Here is a 19,653-nt window from a genome sequence, read left to right as displayed (position 1 = left end):
CAATTCTCCATTGAATAAGGGGCAGGGAGCCTGACGCGAATAACCGGCTACTCAGCCTGGTTTCGCCTCCAGTGATCCGTATGTCGACCAACTCTGGACATCGTTTCGCGATTTGTCAAGACATGCTGACAACCGCATTTTTTGGATTGGGCCGTCCCGGCGCAGGTCCGTCAGCACCCCGTTGTACCGAACATTCCCGGTACCCGGAGCTGAGATCTGGCGCCTGAACGTGCACTGTTCCTCGTAGATCGGAATGACGCAATTTGTGGAATTACGAGGATTTGTTAGTAAAAGCATGGACTTGTGGGCGCGCGAAGTCAAGGGGTTTCTGTGGCTGTCATCACATCGTCGATCGTGCGGGCGAGTCCAGACTCCCGCCGCCCCTCCCTGCTTGAAGATCCAAGGGGTGCTTCGCGGGCCACCACCGCACGGAAGGTGGTTGGAATGTTGAGTTGTTTTGTGCAATCTAGGTATGATCTGAAGCGCAGGGTTGGCAGCTTCTCGCTGAGAGGCCGTCAAAGCCGTGGATTTACTCAGGTGTGCCAGCCATAGATTTGCCAGCCGTTAGGGTGTGGAGACCATGATCCGTCCGATGAAGCAGCCGGCCGCCGTGCGGCGCCGCAGGATTGTCGAGCTTGTTGGCCAGGGCGAATATCTCCGGCCGGCCGACATTGCCGCGCAGATGTCCGTGTCCGGGGAAACGGTCCGGCGTGACCTCATGGCATTGGAACGTTCCGGCGAGCTCAAGCGGATCCATGGAGGCGCAATGGCCCCCGTGCGGTTGGTCGACACGGAACCGGACCGCGCAATCCGCTCCACGGAGAACCGGGCGGAGAAGGAAGAAATCGCAGCCGTTGTCGCATCCATGATTTCGGATACGGACACGATCTTTCTCGACGTCGGAACAACTGTCGAGACCGTTGCGATGGCGCTGCCCGGAACCTTTCACGGGATCGTCGTTACGAACAGCCTCTCCGTCGGCTCGATCCTGGGAGGCCGGCCAGGTATTGAACTCTACGTACTGGGCGGAAGGGTCCGCACAGGCGAAATGACGACCTACGGGCCCGAAGTTCTGGCCCAGGTGCGAAGCTTCAACGCGAACTGGGCCTTCCTGGGCGCCGGCGGCGTTGATGTGGCTGCCGGGTTCACCGACTATGCGAGCGAAGACGTACCGATCAAGCAGCTGATGATTCAACAGTCGGCGAAAGCCTATGCCCTCGCAGTCGGCGAAAAACTCGGCCGCACCGCCTTTCGCCACGTATGCGGGCTGGACAAGCTGTCGGGCATCATCACCGACAGCAAAACCAGCCGTACAGACATTGAGGCGCTCCGGGAGGCCGGAATCGAAGTGCTCCAACCCGAGTCCAAAGCACGTGCGAGTTGGCGGGGGGATGGGGAGCCTGCAGTTCGAAACCACAAAACCTGACGGGAAGTTCGGCCGTGCCCGGTCAGAAAGCTGGTTCAAAGACGAAGACGGATTCCCTGTCTTGGTCGGCATCTCTCGATAAAGACGACTGCCAGCGGTTAGTCAGGACGAGGGTGGGTTCATCGGTGCTGAGAGTCCGGTAGTGGTGGGCAAAGCCGATGCGGCTGCAGCGCTGGGGTAGCGGGGGAGGCGTTTTTCGATGCCGGGGGATGCCGAAAAGGATGACTCCCATGGTGTGGCGGTCGTAGTAGTCCCTGACATGCTCGAGCGCCGGAGGTTTGAGTCGGTCGGCCTCAGGAGGTCAAGGCCCTCGTGCCGGCGGGCATTCTGGGGATCCACCCTCCGGTCCTTAGTCGAGGCAACCCGACGAGTCAAGATTTATTCTGACATTCTTACAAATCCATCGCGCCGGTTCATGAAATCGGATGGCACGCCTCCCCGGCACCACCGGTGAGTTTATCGAAATTCCCCGCCGGCGCGGCGGCGCGCCTTGACGTCATTGCCCACATGGCGGCGGTTGAGGCTCGAGTCGACCTTCCGGTCGCGACACTTCAGATTTGCACTATGTCCTGACAAACGTTTGACAGGACATGACTTATGACGGAAAGTGGATGTGGCCCGGCTCACGCGGGCCCCTAAGCACCGAAGCTCAGGCTGCGAAAAGGTACCGAGTTCACACCAGAAAGGTCCACGATCACCGTGACCCACGAACTGCTCACGATCGGGCGAATCAGCGTTGATATCTACCCGAACGACATCGGGGTGGATCTGGAGGATGTCACGTCCTTCGGAAAGTACCTTGGCGGATCCCCGTCCAACGTAGCGGTCGCCGCTGCCCGCCATGGCCGCCGCACCGGCGTCATCAGCCGCACCGGCGACGATGCCTTCGGCAAGTACCTGCACCGCGAGCTGCGCAAGTTCAACGTGGACGATTCCTACGTCACCGCGGTCAAGGAGTGGCCCACTGCGGTCACGTTCTGCGCGATCAAGCCGCCGGAAGACTTCCCGCTCTACTTCTACGGCCGGTTCCCCACGGCGCCGGACCTGCAGATCAGGGCCGAGGAACTGGACCTGGACGCCATCAGGGACGCTGGAATCTTCTGGTCCACCGTCACCGGCCTCTGCCAGGAGCCCAGCCGCACCGCCCACATCAAGGCCCACGAGGCACGTCCACGCACCGGGCTGAAGCCAGGCCAGTTCACCATCCTTGACCTCGACTACCGGCCGATGTTCTGGGCCTCCGAGGAGGAAGCCCGGGAACAGGTCGGCAAGATCCTGCCGCACGTCACCGTGGCAATCGGCAACGACAAGGAATGCGCCGTTGCCGTCGGCGAGGGCACCCCGGACGAACAGGCCGACCGGCTGCTCGCCGCCGGCGTCGAAATCGCGGTCGTGAAGCTTGGACCGGAAGGCGTCATGGCCAAGACCCGCACCGAACGCATCGTCTCCGCCCCGGTGCCGGTGGAAACCGTCAACGGCCTCGGCGCCGGCGACTCCTTCGGCGGGGCATTCTGCCACGGTCTGCTCTCCGGCTGGCCGCTGGCCCAGGTGCTCGACTTCGCCAACGCCGCCGGCGCCCTGGTCGCCTCCCGCCTGTCCTGCGCCGACGCAATGCCGACGCCGGAGGAAGTCACGGGCCTGCTCGCCGAACGCGGCCGCACCATCCCCGGTGCTTCCACTCTTGCAGCATCCACTCTTGAAGGAGCAGTGCGTTGAGCCTGAACACGATTCCCGGCGTTGCCGGTGTAAACGATGATCCCCGCCGTTACGAGCACCTGAGCATCATCCGGCTCGAAGACCCGGACGCGATCGCCCGCGCCGCGAAGGCCCGGCGCCGCCACCCCGGCGTCAAGGCCGGCAAGCAGAACTTCATCGTCGCCGCCGACCACCCCGCCCGCGGGGCCCTCGCGGTCGGCAGCGATCCGGTGGCCATGGCCGACCGCCGCCAGCTGCTGGACCGCCTGCAGATTGCGCTGGCAAACCCGGACGTGGACGGTGTCCTGGCCTCGCCGGACATCATGGACGACCTCCTCCTGCTCGGCTCGCTCGAGGGCAAACTGCTCTTCGGTTCGATGAACCGCGGTGGTCTTGCCGGCTTTGTCGGCGAGTTCGATGACCGCTTCACCGGCCACACCGCGGCCGCCCTCGAGGCCCTCGGCGCCGACGGCGGCAAGATGCTGACGCGCATCTGCCTCGGTGATCCGGACACCGTGGCCACGCTCGAGGCAACGGCGAGGGCGATCGATTCCCTGGCCGAGCGCAAGCTGATCGCCATGGTGGAGCCGTTCCTGTCCGTCTGGGAGAACGGCAAGGTCCGCAACGACCTCTCCACCAACGCTGTGATCAAGTCCGTCGGCATTGCCGAAGGCCTCGGCGCGACCAGCGCCTACACCTGGATGAAGCTCCCCGTGGTGGCTGAGATGGAACGTGTCATGGCGTCTACCACCATGCCCACCGTGCTCCTGGGCGGAGACCCCGAGGGCAGCCAGGAGGACGTTTTCGCCAGCTGGCAGGCGGCCCTGGCCCTGCCGGGTGTCCAGGGCCTCACGGTCGGCCGGACCCTGCTCTACCCGCACGACGGCGACGTCGCCGGCGCCGTGGCAACCGCCGCCTCGCTGCTAAACAACAAAGCGTCCGTGCCCGCAGCCGCAGAGCACGCTGGGATTGCTGGGCCGACCTGGTCGGACCGCATCCCCCTGAAAGCATCGGAGTAACTTCCCATGGGAATGAGAACTGCCTCAGGAACACGCAGAATGACAGTCGCCCAGGCTGTCGTGGAATACCTGTCCAAGCAGTACACCGTCGATTCGATCGGCGGCCGGGACTTCCGGGAACGCCTGATTCCGGGCACGTTCGGCATCTTCGGCCACGGCAACGTTGCCGGCGTCGGCCAGGCCCTCAAGCAGTACCAGCAGCTCGATCCGACGATCATGCCGTACTACCAGGGCCGCAACGAACAGGCCCAGGCACACCAGGCTGTCGGCTACGCCCGGCACACCCGGCGCCGCCAGACGTTCGCGATCAGCACCTCGATCGGCCCGGGTTCCTCAAACCTGCTCACCGGCGCGGCGCTGGCCACCACCAACCGGCTGCCGGTCCTGCTGCTGCCGAGTGACACCTTCGCCACCCGTGCCGCCGACCCTGTGCTGCAGCAGCTTGAGCAGCCCTACGCCTACGACATCACCGTCAACGACGCCTTCCGGCCGCTGTCCAAGTTCTTCGACCGGGTCTCCCGGCCCGAGCAGCTGTTTTCGGCGTTCCACCACGGCCTGCGTGTCCTGACCGACCCGGCCGAGACCGGTGCGGTCACCATCTCGCTGCCCCAGGACGTCCAGGCCGAGGCCTTCGACGTGCCCGAGGAATTTCTCGCCGAACGCGAATGGCGGATCCGCCGCCCCGACGCCGACGACGAGGACGTCCGCCGCGCCGCCGACGCGATCCGCGCCGCCAAGCGCCCCCTGATCATCGCCGGCGGCGGCGTCCTCTACGCCTACGCCAACGAGGAACTCGCCAAATTCGTCGAACTTACCGGCATCCCGGTGGGCAACACCCAGGCCGGCGTCGGCGTCCTGCCTTGGGACCACAAGTTCTCCCTCGGCGCGATCGGCTCCACCGGCACGACGGCGGCCAACGCCATCGCCGCCGAAGCGGACCTCATCATCGGCATCGGCACCCGCTACGAGGACTTCACCACCGCGTCCCGGACCGCGTTCCAGAACCCGGACGTGAAGTTCATCAACATCAATGTCGCCGCCATCGACGCCTACAAACACGGCACCTCCCTGCCGATCGTCGCGGACGCCCGCAAGGCCCTGGTGAAGCTGAACCAGGCCCTCGGCGGCTACCGGATCGGCGCGGACCTCGAACAGCAGATCGCGAACGAGAAGACCCGCTGGAACGCCACCGTCGATGCGGCCTTCGACACCCGCTTCACCCCGCTGCCCGCGCAGAACGAGATCATCGGCGCCACGAGCCGCGCCATGGACGCGGCGGACGTCGTCATCTGCGCCGCCGGGTCCCTGCCCGGAGACCTGCACAAGATGTGGCGCGTGCGGGACCCGTTCGGCTACCACGTCGAATACGCCTACTCCTGCATGGGCTACGAAATCCCCGGCGGCCTCGGCGTCAAGCGTGCCGCCCTGGCCGAAGCCGCGAAGGGCGGGGCGCAGCGCGACGTCGTCGTGATGGTGGGGGACGGCTCCTACCTGATGATGCACACCGAACTCGTCACCGCCGTCGCCGAACGGATCAAGCTGATCGTGGTCCTGATCCAGAACCACGGCTACGCCTCGATCGGCTCGCTCTCCGAGTCCCTCGGCTCGCAGCGCTTCGGCACCCAGTACCGGGCCCTGGATGAGGAACACCACAGCTTCGACGACGGCGAGCGGCTGCCGGTGGACCTGGCCCTGAACGCCGAGTCCCTCGGCGTGAAGGTGATCCGGATCGAACCCGGCGAGAAGGTCATCGCCGAGCTTGAGCAGGCCATCCGCGACGCCAAGGCCGCCCCGGAAAACGGCGGCCCGATCGTCATCCACGTCGAATCCGACCCGCTGCTGGATGCCCCCAGCTCCGAGTCGTGGTGGGACGTTCCGGTCTCCCAGGTCTCCGAACTCGAATCCACGAAGCAGGCCTTCCAGACCTACGTCGACCACAAGAGCCGCCAGCGCAAGCTGCTCGGCTGACCCCCTCACCACCACGAACAGCCACAGACCAAGGAAGTCCATCACCATGTCAACGACGACCGTCACCACCATCAGCCACTTCATCAACGGCGCCGAAACCTCCGGCGAGGGCACCCGCACCCAGCCCGTCTACAACCCCGCGACCGGCGCGGTCTCCGCGGAGCTGCGGCTGGCCAACCGGGCGGACCTGGACGCCACGGTCGCCGCGGCCCGCAAGGCTGCGGACACCTGGGGCGATATCTCCCTGGCCAAGCGCACCGCGGTGCTGTTCAAGTTCCGCGAACTTGTCGCCTCCCACATCGACGAGCTCGCCGAGCTGATCACCGCCGAGCACGGCAAGGTCCTCTCCGACGCCAAGGGTGAGATCGGCCGCGGCCTGGAGGTCATCGAGTTTGCCTGCGGCATCCCGCAGCTGCTCAAGGGCGACTACTCGGACCAGGTCTCCACCGGCATCGACGTCTTCTCCTTCCGCGAGCCCCTCGGTGTCGTTGCCGGGATCACCCCGTTCAACTTCCCGGTCATGGTGCCGCTGTGGATGGCCCCGATGGCGATCGCCACCGGCAACGCCTTCATCCTCAAGCCCTCCGAACGCGACCCCTCCGCCTCCATGCTCCTGGCCAAGCTGTGGAAGCAGGCCGGCCTGCCCGACGGCGTCTTCCAGGTCCTGCACGGCGACAAGGAAACGGTCGACGGCCTCCTGACCCACCCGGACGTGGACGGCATCTCCTTCGTCGGCTCCACCCCGATCGCGAAGTACGTCCACGAGACCGCCACCAAGCACGGCAAGCGCGTCCAGGCCCTCGGCGGGGCGAAGAACCACGCGATCATCCTGCCCGACGCCGACCTCGACAACGCCGCCGACCACCTCGCCGCCGCCGCCTTCGGCTCCGCCGGCGAACGCTGCATGGCCATCTCGGTTGCCGTCGCCGTCGGCGACGCCGCCGACCTGCTGGTCAAGAAGGTCCAGGAACGCGCCCTGGACATCAAGGTCAACAACGGCACCGTGCCCGACGCCGAAATGGGCCCGGTCATCACCCCCGCCTCCAAGGAACGCATCGTCCGGATCGTCACCGAAGCCGAAACCGCCGGCGCCGCCATGGTGGTCGACGGCCGCGACCTCGTCGTCCCCGGCCACGAGGACGGCTTCTGGGTCGGCCCCACCGTCCTGGACCACGTCACGGCCGGGATGACCGCCTACACCGAGGAAATCTTCGGGCCCGTCCTGGTTGTGGTCCGCGTCGAGGACCTCGACGCCGGCATCGCCCTGATCAACGCCAACCCGTACGGCAACGGCACCGCGATCTTCACCTCCTCCGGCGCCAGCGCCCGCAAGTTCCAGCGCTCCGTGGACGTCGGCATGATCGGCATCAACGTCCCCCTGCCCGTGCCGGTCGCCTACCACTCCTTCGGCGGCTGGAAGGCATCCCTCTTCGGTGACAAGCACATCTACGGCCCCGAAGGCGTCTCCTTCTACACCCGCGGCAAGGTGGTCACCTCCCGCTGGCCCGAAACGCATCACGCCTCCGGCGCCTCCTACAACTTCCCCTCCAACTGATATGTAGGTTCGGTTACCACGAAAACGTAGTTGAGCGGCTCCTGGCTCTTTGGTTCTGGGGGCCGCTCACTGTGTGTCGGTCGAGGTGGTGATCGTGCTGGCGAGCCGTTCTTCGACTGCATTGTCAGACTGAGCGTTCTATGGGTGAAATCAAGCCATGGATCGCGTTGACTCTGCCGCGTTCGCCGTTGACAAGGACCACGAAGTCGCCCAGGTAGCTGAATCCGGCCCGCCGCAAACGCTCCAACCCCCGCGTCGTCAAACGCAAAGTCCTCAAATGGGCAGCCAAATGCACCCGCCACAGCCAATGGCCACAACCGGAGCACAGCCCACACATCCAGATCCAAGCTCTTAACTGAACGGTATTGGGGCTAGCCAGGAGCCCCTGGCCGCGCGTTCACGGCGCTGACCACGCAGGCCGTGGCGCGCCGGGGCGCACCACGGGCTGGAAAACCCTCAGGCGGCCCACGAGCACACGGCTCGCCGCCCTGCACGAAGGAGGGTATCTCATCCTTATGCTGACGCGCTCGTTGCTCACGTCTCGATCGTCAAACCCTGTGACGCGAAGGACCGAAGAAGAGGGCTCCATCGTCAGACGACGTGACCGACCCGTCGTCAAATAACGTGCGCGGTAACACCTGGAACCAAAAGCCAGGAGCCGCTCAACTACGCCTCTTGACAACCAGGCCTAAATATCAGCGTCGTGCCTCTACTTGCCTGCCGGGCCGTTTTCGAGGTCTTGGCCAGCGACGGTTTCTGGGCAACGGCGGCCCAGGTGTGGTGCCCTGGGGCTTGTCTGCCAGAGCCGGGATTTTACGGCTTCGCGATCGTAGGCATTCCATACGGTGGCTGTCTCGTGTGCTCGTTCGATCATTTCGGGAGTGGCCTTGTCCTACCAGTCCTCGGGGCCGTCTGCGCCAGCTGGGCCCGGGCAGTAGTGCGCTGAGCCTCAAAGCGCGCTCCCGGATCTCACGGGCGTGCTGTTCCTCTGCTGCGGCGATGTTGCGTACGCCATAGAAGTTCGGGCACGCAGACACGGCGGAGGCCGGCCGCTCCAACGGGCGCCCATAGGCAGCGTCGATGGATCTGCGCAGGCCGTCCATCTTTGGGGAGGGCCATGGCAGGATGGGGCCATCATGGACCGGCGGTCCGGCGCGCACCGAACGCCGAATGGGCGCTGATGTACCGGCTAGAACTGGGTCGGCAACGCATAGCTGCCCTCGTGCGCGCAGAGGCCGCCGGCCGATATTCCTGCGGTGAATGCTGTCAGACGAATTCTGGGCGCATAAAGGTTTTGCCAATTGTACCAATTTGCTCACAGCATGGTGTGGGACGAATTAGCTGCGGAATCCATGACCTCTTCGCTTTCGGCTGGCTGCTCGTTCAAAAGCGGCTCCGCGAATTACCGACTCCACCCGGCGGCAGGCCTTTTTTCGATAAGGGACGGACCGACAGGAACGGCCGGCGCCGGCGCAGTCACTGACCGTGAACCAAGGTCATTGTGAATGCGTATGAATCGGCCACGTAGGCATGGCGACCGATTTCTAATCTGCGTCCGGATTCGTCTATTGCGGTGCGTTCCATGGTCACGAGTGCTGAGCCCGCGTCGGCCTGCAGAACGTTTGCCTGGTAGTCATCCGCGACCGTAGCGCCTATTCGTTGGTTGACCACGCGGATGTCGACTCCCGATGAACGGAGAATCTGGTACAGGCCCCGGGACCCAAGGCTGACTTCGTCCAGGTTCACGATATCGTCCCGGACCCAGTTCTCCATCAGGGCCTGAGGCCGGCCCCCAACCTTGCGCAGTCGCATGAAGTGGTAGACGCGTGCGTTGACAGGAAGATTCAACGATTCCCGGGTCGCGCTGTCTGCTTCCAGATGCGAAAAACGCAGCACCTCCGACGTCGGATCGTTCCCGAGGCGGTGCATGTCGTCAAAGTGACTCAAAATCCCGCGGGCGGGAGTAGCCTGGGTGGCGATCACCTGGGCTCCTACCCCCCGCTTTCGAACCACGAGTCCGGACTGGACCAGTTCCTCAATGGCTTTATGCAACGTCGGGCGGGAGAGGTTCAGCCTGGTGGCCAGATCCATTTCGCTGTCCAGCCGTGACCCTCCCGGAAGCGCGCCAGCGCGGATCGCGGCCTCTATGCTCTGAGCCACTTGATGGTAAAGGGGGACAGGCGATGCTTTATCAATGACAATGTTCAACGAGGATGCCACCGGCATCTCCTCCTATATTGGTCGGTTTGAGCTCGATCGACACGCACCTCGCCTTTGACGCGGATGCCGATCGATATAGCAAGGAATTCCCGCGACTCTTGAACAGCGGGAGCTAAGACGGCGACTCCGCTTTGAGGTGAATTTCGTCTTTCGTCGGGGACGTCTCTTATCTCGTACGTGTGGCCAGCTGCCACTTCGTCGTCCGTGAAGGCCTCAGGGAGAGGCAGCGCATTCATCGGATCCCTTGCATCGGCTCCGTTAGCTGTGTTTTTCGCCTCGGCAAAGCCCGGCAGGCGGGGCCACGGCCTTCACGAGTCCCGAAGCGCAGGGTTCCCAGATTTGATGCCGGCCAGTTTCGCTGCACTTGCGCGCCGCCCCGAATGGGAGCAACGAACCCGCGGGTCTGACGTAGGCCGGGGGTGATTTGTTTCCGATGTGTCCTGTGATGAACAAAGGATGGTTTCCCCGCGCGGGGCCAACGTCATCGTGCGCGATCCTCCCGTGGCTCAGCTGTTCACTGGTTCACCACACAAGTCAGGCCCGAATTCCTCCATCCAGTGGCGGGAATTCGACGGGACCTGGACTGTTGGCACCCGTGATACCAAGCACGACCGCAGGCGTGCCTCATCTTTGGACGTACTGCCCCTACGGCATCACCGGGTCCCGCTGTCCGCGAACGTTCATCCGCGCGGCAATCTCGGCCGGCCGGAGACATTCGCCCCGGCCGACAAGCTCGACAATCCTGCGGCGCCGCACTGCGGCCGGCTGCTTCATCGGACGGTTTATGGTCTCCACACCCTAACGGCTGGCAAATCTATGGCTGGCACACCTGAGTAAACCTACGGCTTTGACGGCCTCTCATCGAGAAGCTGCCAACCCTGCGCTTCAGATCATACCGAGATTGCACAAAAAAACACAACATTCCAACCACCTTCCGTGTGGCGGTGCCCCGCGAAGCGCCCCCTGAATCTTCCTGCGGCGGGTGGCTGGACTCGCCCGCACGATCGACGATGTGATGACGGGCACAGAAACCCCTTGACTTCGCGCGCCCACAAGTCCATGCTTTTACTAATAAATCCTCGTAATTCCACAAGTTGCGTCATTCCTATCTACGAGGAACAGTGCACCTTCAGGCGCCAGATGATCATCGCGGCTTGCACTGAGGGCTCCCGCCAGCACGGCGACCCGCAGTCTTAGTCCTTTCCAGGGGAATACATCGAAGGAGATTCGTCCCCATGACACACAACTCAGTGCCGGGAACTCCGGCCGGGGCGGCCGATGACATAGCCGTCCTCGAGTTCGGCTACGAGCAGGAAATGAAACGCGGCACGGGCCGCTTCGCCTCCTTTGCGGTGGCCTTTGCCTTCGTGTCGATCGCCACGGGCATCTTCACCACCTACGGCGCGGTGCTGAACAGTTCCGGCCCCGCGGGCATTTGGACCTGGCCCATTGTCGTGGTGGGGCAGCTCGCCGTGGCGTTGATCTTCGGTTCGCTGGCAGCCCGCATCCCCGTGACCGGGTACTCCTACCAGTGGATGTCCCGCCTCGCCAACCCCGTGCTGGGATGGATCATGGGCTGGATCTCCTTCACCTTCCTCGCCGTCGTGGTCGTCGCCGTCGACTACACGATCGCTTCCACCGTCTTGCCCGCGCTCCTCGGCTATGGAGGCACACCGGCCAATGCCTGGGTGATCACAAGTATTGTGCTGGTGCTACAGGCCTTACTGGTTGCCTTCTCTACCCGCTGGACCGAACGGGTCAACAACTTTGCCGTCTCGGCCGAGCTGATCGGCATGATCCTGCTGGTTGTCCTGCTGATCGTTGTCGGGGCCGTGGCCAAGGAACTGAACTTCGGGAATCTCTTTTCCACCGGTGCGATCCCGTCGGAAAACTATTTTGGTGTGGGAAGCCTGCTGCATGTCGGCCCGTGGATGATGGGCACGCTGCTGGGCGGCTTCACGATCGTCGGTTTTGAGTCCGCTGCGAACCTGGCCGAAGAAACGAAGGATCCGGCACGGGTTGTGCCCCGTGCCATGTGGCAGGCGGTTCTGGCCTCGGGCATCCTGGGATTCCTGTTTCTCCTGGCCATTACGCTTCTCGCCGGTGACCCGGTGGCGCTGGCCGCATCCGGCACTCCGGTGGCTGACGTCATCGACCGGGTGCTCGGGCCGGTCGTCGGGACCGCGCTGCTCGTTATGGTCGTCGTGTCAATCTTTGCCTGCGGCATGGTGATCCTGATGACCGGTGTCCGCCTGGTTTGGGCCATGTCACGGGACCGGCGCTTCCCGGGTTACGCGCTCTGGCACTACGTGTCACCGCGGTTTGGAACCCCTGCCGCGGCGACCGGGCTGATGTTCGTACTCGCCCAACTCATTCTCGGGGTCTTCGCCCTTCGGCCCGACGCCCTGTTCAGCCTGTTTGGTGCCGCAACCCTGCTGCCGGCGGTCATTTATGCAGCGACCGTCCTGCTCTACATCGTCAAGCGAAAGCACTTGCCCGCCAGCCAAGGCTTCAGCCTGGGCAGGTTCGAGGTTCCGGTGATCATCGTCGCCTCCGCGTGGCTGGTCTTCATACTGATGATCTTCCGGGACGCATCCTTTATCAGCTCATGGGTGTACGTGGCGATCATGGTGGCCATCGGCGCGGTCTACCTCGCGTTCCTCCTCATCAAGCGAGGGGGACCCTCCGGGCTGGCCATGCCCGGCCTGCACTCCATCGATGCGGAACTGGACACGAATGTCCGCCACAAGGAAAGGAACCACCGGAGGTGACCACCGTCCTTGCCATCGACCAGGGAACATCCGGGACCAAAGCCGTCGTCGTCGCCGCCGACGGGAAAATCCTGGGCCTGGCGGAACAGCCGGTCCGCCCGCACTATCTGGACGGCAGCGGAGTGGAACAAGACCCGCAGGAGCTGTTGGACTCCGTCCTGGCCACCGGCCGGGCCGCAGTTGCACGGTCCGGTGCCCTGGTCGACATTGTCACCATCGCCAACCAGGGCGAGACCGTCCTGGCCTGGGACCCGGACACGGGAAAGCCCCTGTCCAACATGATCGTCTGGCAGGACCGCCGGGCCGAGGCCATCTGCGCCTCGCTCGCCGGCTTCAAAGAGGACTTCGCCAAACGCACAGGGTTGGTCCTTGACCCCTACTTCTCGGCACCGAAGCAGGCCTGGATCCGCAGGAACGTCACTCGGGAAGGCGTTGTCACCACATCGGACAGCTGGCTGGTCCACCAGCTGACCGGCGAGTTCGTCACGGACGTCTCAACCGCGAGCCGGTCCCTGACGACCGACTTGGACAGTACCGAATGGGACCGCGAGCTCCTGGAGCGCTTTGGACTGGGAGATGAGCGCCTTCCCCGCATTATCCCATCGGACGCCATCGCCGGATCCACCACCGCGTTCGGCGGGATGATGGCGGTCGGCGGACTCATCGTGGACCAGCAAGCAGCACTGCTGGCCGAGGACTGCCTGCAGCCCGGAGAAGCCAAGTGCACATTCGGCACCGGGGCCTTCCTGCTGGCCAACACCGGCAGCAGCGCCGTACGCTCCACGGCCGGGCTCGCAGCTTCGGTGGCATGGACCGTCCGGGGCCAACCGACCTACTGCTTCGACGGACAGGTCTACACCGCAGCCTCGGCGGTCCGCTGGCTCCAGGACATGGGCTTCATCAAGCACGCCGCCGAACTGGACGTCGTCGCAGCGGCAGATTCAGGCGGAGTCCTCAGCGTTCCCGCGTTCGCCGGTCTGGCAGCTCCCTGGTGGCGGCCGGAGGCCAAGGCCTCGCTGACGGGAATGAGCCTGTCCACCGGACCGGCACACGTGGTTCTCGCCGTCCTTCAAGGCATCGCCGCCCAGGTAGCCGAACTCGGAACCCTCATAGCCACCGACACCGGCCGGCCCCTGCAGCGGCTGCGGGTCGACGGAGGCCTGACACAGAGCCGGGTGCTCATGCAGGCCGTCGCCGATCTCATGCAGATCGAAATCGACGTCTACCCGTCCCAACACGCCACGCCCCTGGGAGCAGCGGCATTGGCCAGAATGGCGCTGGAACCATCACGGACGCTGCAGGACGCTATCGTCCCCTGGAAGCCAAACACAGTTTATGAACCGAAATGGTCGGGAGGCCAGGCAGCCGAGTTCCGGACCCGGTGGACCTCCGCCGTCCAAGCAACCCGGTGAACAAGGAGAAACAAGGATATGTGTAATACCCAGACCAGGACTTACGACGTAGCAGTGATCGGCGCCGGGATCGTCGGCTCCGCCATCGCACGGAAACTCGCCGGCTACCAGCTCAGCATCGCCCTCGTGGACGCGCGCGACGATGTCGGAGACGGCACCAGCAAGGCCAACACCGCCATCCTCCACACCGGCTTCGACGCCAAGCCCGGAACCCTTGAATCCCGCATGGTCCGGGAGGGCTACCACCTCCTCTCCGAGTACGCGAAAGCCACCGGTATCCCGGTGGAACACACCGGCGCTATCCTGGTCGCCTGGGATCAGGAACAGGTCAACGCCCTGCCGGGGCTAAAGGACAAGGCCGAAGATAACGGCTACGACAAAACCGAAATCATCGACGCGGCCGAGGTCTACCGGCTCCTGCCCCACCTCGGCAAAGGCGCCCTTGCCGGGCTCAGCGTCCCCGATGAGTCGATCATCTGCACCTGGACAACCAACCTCGCCCTGGCCACCGACGCCGTGCAGCGCGGGACCGAGCTCCTGCTGGGACGCCGGGTCTCCGGCATAGAGACCGACACGGCCAACCGCATCACCCATCTAAACACCAGCATCGACCGTGTCAGCGCCCACTGGGTGATCAACGCCGCCGGACTGGGCGGGGACACCATCGACCAGCTGTTCGGCTACGACAGGTTCCACATCACGCCCCGCCGCGGCGAGCTGCTCGTCTACGACAAGCAGGCACGCCCGCTCGTGGACAAGATTGTCCTTCCCGTCCCGACCGCGCTCGGCAAGGGCGTGCTCGTCAGCCCGACCATCTACGGGAACGTCATGCTTGGACCCACCGCGGAAGACCTCACCGACCGCACCGACACCGGAACCTCCGAAAGCGGATTTTCCTTCCTGCGCGGCAAGGGCGAGAAGATCATGCCCCGACTCCTCGAGGAGGAAGTCACAGCCACGTACGCCGGGCTGCGCGCGGCCAGTGACTACCCCGACTACCTCATCGAGGTCGACACCGAACAGCAGTACGTGCTCGTCGGAGGTATCCGCTCCACCGGCCTGACCTCGGGGATCGCCGTGGCCGAATACGTCGACGGGCTGCTGAAAAATTCCGGAGCCATCAAGCTCGTCGAACGCGTTGACGTACCGGAAGCGCCGCACATGCCCAACATCGGAGAAGCGTTCCTGCGCCCCTACCAGGACGCCGCACGGATCGCGAAGGACCCCGCCTACGGCAAGATCGTGTGCTTCTGCGAACGCGTCACCGCCGGCGAAATCCGCGACACCTTCACCTCACCCATCCCGCCGCGGACCCTCGACGGGCTCCGGCGCAGGACCCGCGCCCAGAACGGCCGCTGCCAGGGCTTCTTCTGCGGCGCCGAAGTCGCCGAACTCCTTGAGACCCGAGGTAAAAGCCTCACCCCGGCAAACACCGCCGCCACACGCCTTTCCACCCTGGGGACCGCAAAATGACAACGAACGGAAACACCCTGACCCCGCCAGTCGTCACCCCGACCGTTCTCACCCCCACTGTCCTCATCATCGGCGCGGGTCCCTCAGGCCTGCGCGCCGCCGCAGAACTGGCACCCCGGGTGCCAGGCGAGGTCCTGGTCCTCGAACGCGAGAGCACAGCCGGAGGGATACCCCGGCACAGTGACCACCCCGGATACGGCATCCGCGACATGGGAACGTTCATGGGCGGCCCGAAGTATGCCGGGATCCTGCGCGACCGGGCCCTCAAAGCAGGTGCGCGAATCCTCACCAACGCCACGGTCACAGACTGGGCCGGCGACCGGTCGGTCAACGTCACCATGCCCGAAGGGCGCGTCCGGGTCGACGCCGACGTCGTCGTTCTCGCCACCGGAGCCAGGGAACGGCCGCGAACCGCCCGGCTGATCCCCGGAGACCGGGGCCAAGGCGTCTACACCACCGGACAGCTGCAAAACACCGTCCATCTCAAACACGGCACCGTCGGAAAACGCGCCGTCATCGTCGGCGCGGAACTGGTCAGCTGGTCCGCGGCGATGACGCTTCACCACGTCAAGTGCAAGACGGTGCTGATGACCACCGAATACCCGAAACCGGACGCCTACCGCCTGTTCAGCGGCCCCGGAAAGTTCTTCTTCAACACCAGAGTCTCCACACGCACCCGGGTCACCCGCATCATCGGCAAACCCCAAGTCCAAGCGGTCGAAATCGAGAACATCGACACCGGCCAACGACGGACCGTTGCCTGTGACACCGTCATCCTCACCGGCGACTGGATCCCGGACAACGAACTGGCCCGCGCCGCAGGAATCGACATCGATACCACCAGCAAGGCGCCCTTCGTCGATGCCGCGCTGCGCACCAACAAACCGGGCATCTTCGCCATCGGCAACGCCCTCCACCCGGTCGACACCGCCGACGTCGCAGCGCTCGACGGCGCCGCCGTGGCCGACCACGTGCTCGCCCACCTTGGCGGAAGCCGTCCCTCCGGCACCGCGATCAGCCTCAAAACCGAAGCCCCGTTCCGATGGGTCGCCCCGGCCATCCTCCGCCAGGACGACCCCGCTCCACCGCGAGGCCGGCTACTGCTCTGGACCGACACATATGTTCCGTTCCCCACGGTCGTGCTGCGCCAAAACGACCGGGTCATTGCCCGCAAACGCCTGTGGTGGCCCGCAGCGCCCGGGCGTGTCTTCCGAGTCCCATCCAGCATCCTCCAACACATCAACTGGGAAGCCGGACCCGTAACCATCGGCCTCGTCAACTAAACCAATCCCAACCACACCCGTCCGAGTCCCAAGGACTGCCCCGGGACTCCACCCGAACACGGGCGGCACCACCGGTCCTTACGCTGGCCATGCGTCAACTTAGATGGAAACGGACAGGGGCTTTTTGACCCCTTTTGGACCACCCGTTACATTTATTGGGTTCCCGACCGCCGGGGACATGGTCGCTGGACCCGGTATGACTTTCCTGCCCTGTCACTGATGATCCGGGGGGTGTTGTCGCCGGGTCCGGAGGCACTTGTTGACCGCTGATAGGGACAAGGCCGGACCAACGGGTTCAGGTCTCTTCGTAACGTGGGTGCCGGCAGCGGGTGTCGTGACTGCGGCCATAGAGTGGTGCGAAGGAGCGCCAGTATGGATCAGGGATTCGACGTTTACTGCGGACTTGATGTCGGCAAGAGCGAACACCACGCCACCGCGCTGAGCCGCGCCGGCGAACGCCTTTTTGATAAGCCGCTGCCGCAGGACGAAGCCCGGCTGCGGGAGCTTTTCACGACGCTGCAGCAGCATGGGAACGTGCTGATGGTCGTGGACCAGCCCAACACCATCGGTGCCCTGCCCGTGGCGGTGGCCAGGGATTGCGGCTGCGAAGTCGCTTACCTGCCCGGGCTGGCCATGCGCAAAGCGGCGGATCTGCATCCCGGTAATTCGAAAACAGATGCCCGGGACGCATTCATCATTGCCGAGACAGCCCGGGCGATGCCTCACACGCTGCGGGCCGTGGACCGGGACAGCGAAGTCCTCTCCGCACTGAAAGTCCTCTCCGGGTTCGACGCCGATCTGACCCACGAATGCACCCGCGCCATCAACCGGCTGCGGTCCCTGCTGCTGCAGATCTTCCCGGCCCTGGAACGTGCCTTCCCCGGCACGGTCCTGACCCGTCCCCTCGTCCTGGACCTGCTGATCAAATACGCCGGTCCCACGGGCCTGCGCGCCGCAGGCCGCACCAACGTGCTGCGCTGGGCCCGCCACCACAGCCGGAAAGACCCCGTCCAGCTTGTAGATGCAATCTTCACCGCGCTCGGAGAGCAGACGGTAACCGTCGCCGGAACCGAAGCCGTCGAACTCGTCATCCCGCGCGTCGCCGCCCAGATCAAGGAACTCAAACACCAGCGCGCCATCGTCGCCGACGAAGTCGAGAAACTCCTGGACGACTTCCCTCTTTCCCGGGTCTTGATGTCCATGCCGGGAGTCGGCATCAAGACCGCAGCGACGATACTCCTGACCATCGGCGACGCAAGCAGCTTCAAAACCGCCGGGCACCTCGCCGCCTACGCCGGCATCGCGCCCGTCACCCGCCGGTCCGGCACCTCCATCCGCGGCGAATTCCCGGCCCGCTCCGGCAACAAACAACTCAAGAACGCGCTCTTCCGATCCGCCTGGATCGCCTCGTGCCATGACCCGCTCTCCAAGGCCTACTACGACCGGAAACGCGCCCAAGGAAAGAAGCACAACGCCGCCATCATCTGCCTCGCCCGGCGCCGCTGCGACGTCATCCACGCGATGCTCCGAAACGGGACACTCTACGAGGAAAAAGCTCCCCAGGCCGCTTGACCAAAAGCATAGGGACACCCCCCCCGGGATTTCAAACGCCGATAAGGGACCTTCTGTCTCCCGCGGCAGAGGGCGCCTCGTGCTGCGGCTGACCGGAATTCCATTCCGTAGGGCACCTGATGTATGAATCAGAAGAGCCTCACCTCTGCGACGTAGATGCGGCTGATGGCTGCATGCCTTGAGCTGGCAAATTTCCGGCGACCCACCGCGTTATCCAGGTGACCATGGGCTGAGTGAAGCTGAGGAAACATGAAGTGGGCAAGGTGCAAAGTAGACGGACGAGACTGGAAGGCAAGTGAGTTCAGCAGACTTGATGCCGCCCGACGCCAGGCAAGGAGGACCGACTTGGTCTGTCTGGGCTGCGGCGGTCCAGCGTTCTTCCGGTCGCCGTCCGACAAGAGGCCCGCCACTTTCGCTGCCAAGCATCAAGCTGATTGTGCCGCGGTGGCAGTGACGTGGACGGTGTTCCGTTATCTGCAGTAATCTCCCCTAAGCCGGGAACTGCGGTGCAGCCGCCGGGCCTCAAGCGAATGAATTCGCGGCACGCAATAGCTTTGGCCGTGTCTGATCTGTTTCACCGGTGCTCTTTTTGGTGTGGACTACTCGGCGATGTCCTCGGCCCATAGTTCAGGGAGTTCATCCTGGAAGGTGCGCATCATCTCGACGCATCGGGCATCGTTCAACACGACTACTTCGACGCCGCGTGCGCGGAGAAGTTCGAATTCGCCGGGGAATGTCTCGGCTTCGCCCACCACCACGCGCGGAATCTTGAACTGGATGATGGTCCCGGTACACATCGCACACGGTGCCAGGGTGGTGTAGAGGGTCGTGTCCCGGTAGCTCTTCTGGCGTCCGGCAGCCCGCAGCGCAGACATCTCGCCGTGGGCGATTGGATCTCCATGCTGGACACGCTCGTTGTGGCCACTGGCAATCACTTCCCCGCCGCGGGCCAGGGCAGCGCCGATCGGGATGCCGCCCTCTCGGAGGCTCTTTTGTGCTGCCTCGTAGGCGGCCTCGAAGACCGGGTCTGTGATGGTTCGTTCAGTTTCTGACATGGGTGCAGTCTAAATCGCACGTGGAAGATATGTTGTTGGCCATCGACGGCGTGACATCGAGGCTATGTGACCGGGGTCCGACCAACGGGAACACTGTCCGTGGCATCAGGCACCTGCCGGCCCCGCGTCCCACGTCTGGTGACAATCCGAACCTGCCCGCTCACCATAGGGGATGATCAAATGCGGCTAGCCACTCCGCTACCG

13 protein-coding genes are annotated in these 19,653 nt (G+C 64.3%); 11 read left to right on the top strand and 2 right to left on the bottom strand.

What is annotated here, in order from left to right; genetic code table 11:
* Positions 1–580 precede the first annotated feature (580 nt).
* The 6 genes from ACVWZ7_RS01750 (at position 581) to ACVWZ7_RS01725 (ending at position 7,663) form a co-directional block, all read left to right on the top strand.
* Positions 581–1,426 (top strand): DeoR/GlpR family DNA-binding transcription regulator, encoded by an 846-nt coding sequence (locus tag ACVWZ7_RS01750; RefSeq protein ID WP_456506743.1) that lies wholly within the window; start codon positions 581–583, stop codon positions 1,424–1,426.
* The gene (locus ACVWZ7_RS01745; RefSeq protein WP_456506742.1) at positions 1,392–1,508 is read left to right on the top strand and encodes a DUF6984 family protein; all 117 of its coding nucleotides are present in this window, start codon (positions 1,392–1,394) and stop codon (positions 1,506–1,508) included. Before ACVWZ7_RS01750 ends, ACVWZ7_RS01745 begins: the two co-directional genes overlap by 35 nt.
* Positions 1,509–2,125: 617 nt before the next feature.
* The gene (iolC, locus tag ACVWZ7_RS01740) at positions 2,126–3,142 is read left to right on the top strand and encodes a 5-dehydro-2-deoxygluconokinase (RefSeq protein WP_456506741.1); all 1,017 of its coding nucleotides are present in this window, start codon (positions 2,126–2,128) and stop codon (positions 3,140–3,142) included.
* Entirely contained in the window at positions 3,139–4,140 is a 1,002-nt protein-coding gene (locus tag ACVWZ7_RS01735; RefSeq protein ID WP_456506740.1) for a Cgl0159 family (beta/alpha)8-fold protein, read from the top strand. The genes iolC and ACVWZ7_RS01735 overlap by 4 nt, the downstream gene beginning before the upstream one ends.
* 39 nt (positions 4,141–4,179) lie before the next feature.
* Positions 4,180–6,108: a 3D-(3,5/4)-trihydroxycyclohexane-1,2-dione acylhydrolase (decyclizing) gene (gene iolD / locus ACVWZ7_RS01730; protein WP_456506739.1), complete on the top strand. Its 1,929-nt coding sequence runs from the start codon at positions 4,180–4,182 to the stop codon at positions 6,106–6,108.
* A gap of 46 nt (positions 6,109–6,154) precedes the next feature.
* A complete protein-coding gene (locus ACVWZ7_RS01725) occupies positions 6,155–7,663 on the top strand; it encodes a CoA-acylating methylmalonate-semialdehyde dehydrogenase (protein ID WP_456506738.1) in 1,509 nt (502 codons plus the stop codon).
* A gap of 1,476 nt (positions 7,664–9,139) precedes the next feature.
* On the opposite strand, the gene ACVWZ7_RS01720 is transcribed toward ACVWZ7_RS01725, so the two are convergent.
* The gene (locus ACVWZ7_RS01720) at positions 9,140–9,883 is read right to left on the bottom strand and encodes a GntR family transcriptional regulator (protein ID WP_456506737.1); all 744 of its coding nucleotides are present in this window, start codon (positions 9,881–9,883) and stop codon (positions 9,140–9,142) included.
* A 1,235-nt stretch (positions 9,884–11,118) separates the two neighbouring features.
* Between ACVWZ7_RS01720 and ACVWZ7_RS01715 the strand changes: the two genes are divergently transcribed.
* The 5 genes from ACVWZ7_RS01715 to ACVWZ7_RS01695 all read left to right on the top strand — a co-directional run bounded on the left by ACVWZ7_RS01715 (position 11,119) and on the right by ACVWZ7_RS01695 (position 18,394).
* On the top strand, positions 11,119–12,654 hold the full coding sequence (locus ACVWZ7_RS01715; protein WP_456506736.1) for an amino acid permease: 1,536 nt from the start codon (positions 11,119–11,121) through the stop codon (positions 12,652–12,654).
* Positions 12,651–14,066 (top strand): FGGY family carbohydrate kinase, encoded by a 1,416-nt coding sequence (locus ACVWZ7_RS01710; RefSeq protein ID WP_456506735.1) that lies wholly within the window; start codon positions 12,651–12,653, stop codon positions 14,064–14,066. The genes ACVWZ7_RS01715 and ACVWZ7_RS01710 overlap by 4 nt, the downstream gene beginning before the upstream one ends.
* Positions 14,067–14,084: 18 nt before the next feature.
* Positions 14,085–15,539, top strand: a complete 1,455-nt coding sequence (locus ACVWZ7_RS01705; protein ID WP_456506734.1) for an FAD-dependent oxidoreductase — start codon at positions 14,085–14,087, stop codon at positions 15,537–15,539.
* The gene (locus ACVWZ7_RS01700; protein WP_456506733.1) at positions 15,536–16,822 is read left to right on the top strand and encodes an NAD(P)/FAD-dependent oxidoreductase; all 1,287 of its coding nucleotides are present in this window, start codon (positions 15,536–15,538) and stop codon (positions 16,820–16,822) included. The genes ACVWZ7_RS01705 and ACVWZ7_RS01700 overlap by 4 nt, the downstream gene beginning before the upstream one ends.
* A gap of 372 nt (positions 16,823–17,194) precedes the next feature.
* Positions 17,195–18,394, top strand: coding sequence for an IS110 family RNA-guided transposase (locus tag ACVWZ7_RS01695; RefSeq protein ID WP_223987885.1), 1,200 nt, complete (start codon positions 17,195–17,197; stop codon positions 18,392–18,394).
* 599 nt (positions 18,395–18,993) lie between these two features.
* Here ACVWZ7_RS01695 and ACVWZ7_RS01690 read toward each other — a convergent pair.
* On the bottom strand, positions 18,994–19,449 hold the full coding sequence (locus tag ACVWZ7_RS01690) for a nucleoside deaminase (protein WP_456506732.1): 456 nt from the start codon (positions 19,447–19,449) through the stop codon (positions 18,994–18,996).
* Positions 19,450–19,653: the final 204 nt, after the last annotated feature.

It is taken from the genome of Arthrobacter sp. TE12232 (assembly GCF_054062615.1).
Note: the sequence above shows the minus strand (reverse complement) of the source record. Positions and strands in the feature narration are given on the sequence as shown.

What these genes read in the sequence shown, in the direction of transcription:
- ACVWZ7_RS01745 (WP_456506742.1), top strand. Translation starts at nt 1,392, where the DNA reads ATGGGGAGCCTGCAGTTCGAAACCACAAAACCTGACGGGAAGTTCGGC.
- ACVWZ7_RS01750 (WP_456506743.1), top strand. Translation starts at nt 581, where the DNA reads ATGATCCGTCCGATGAAGCAGCCGGCCGCCGTGCGGCGCCGCAGGATT.
- ACVWZ7_RS01725 (WP_456506738.1), top strand. Translation starts at nt 6,155, where the DNA reads ATGTCAACGACGACCGTCACCACCATCAGCCACTTCATCAACGGCGCC.
- ACVWZ7_RS01715 (WP_456506736.1), top strand. Translation starts at nt 11,119, where the DNA reads ATGACACACAACTCAGTGCCGGGAACTCCGGCCGGGGCGGCCGATGAC.
- ACVWZ7_RS01690 (WP_456506732.1), bottom strand. Translation starts at nt 19,449, where the DNA reads ATGTCAGAAACTGAACGAACCATCACAGACCCGGTCTTCGAGGCCGCC.
- ACVWZ7_RS01695 (WP_223987885.1), top strand. Translation starts at nt 17,195, where the DNA reads ATGGATCAGGGATTCGACGTTTACTGCGGACTTGATGTCGGCAAGAGC.
- iolD (WP_456506739.1), top strand. Translation starts at nt 4,180, where the DNA reads ATGACAGTCGCCCAGGCTGTCGTGGAATACCTGTCCAAGCAGTACACC.
- ACVWZ7_RS01700 (WP_456506733.1), top strand. Translation starts at nt 15,536, where the DNA reads ATGACAACGAACGGAAACACCCTGACCCCGCCAGTCGTCACCCCGACC.
- ACVWZ7_RS01705 (WP_456506734.1), top strand. Translation starts at nt 14,085, where the DNA reads ATGTGTAATACCCAGACCAGGACTTACGACGTAGCAGTGATCGGCGCC.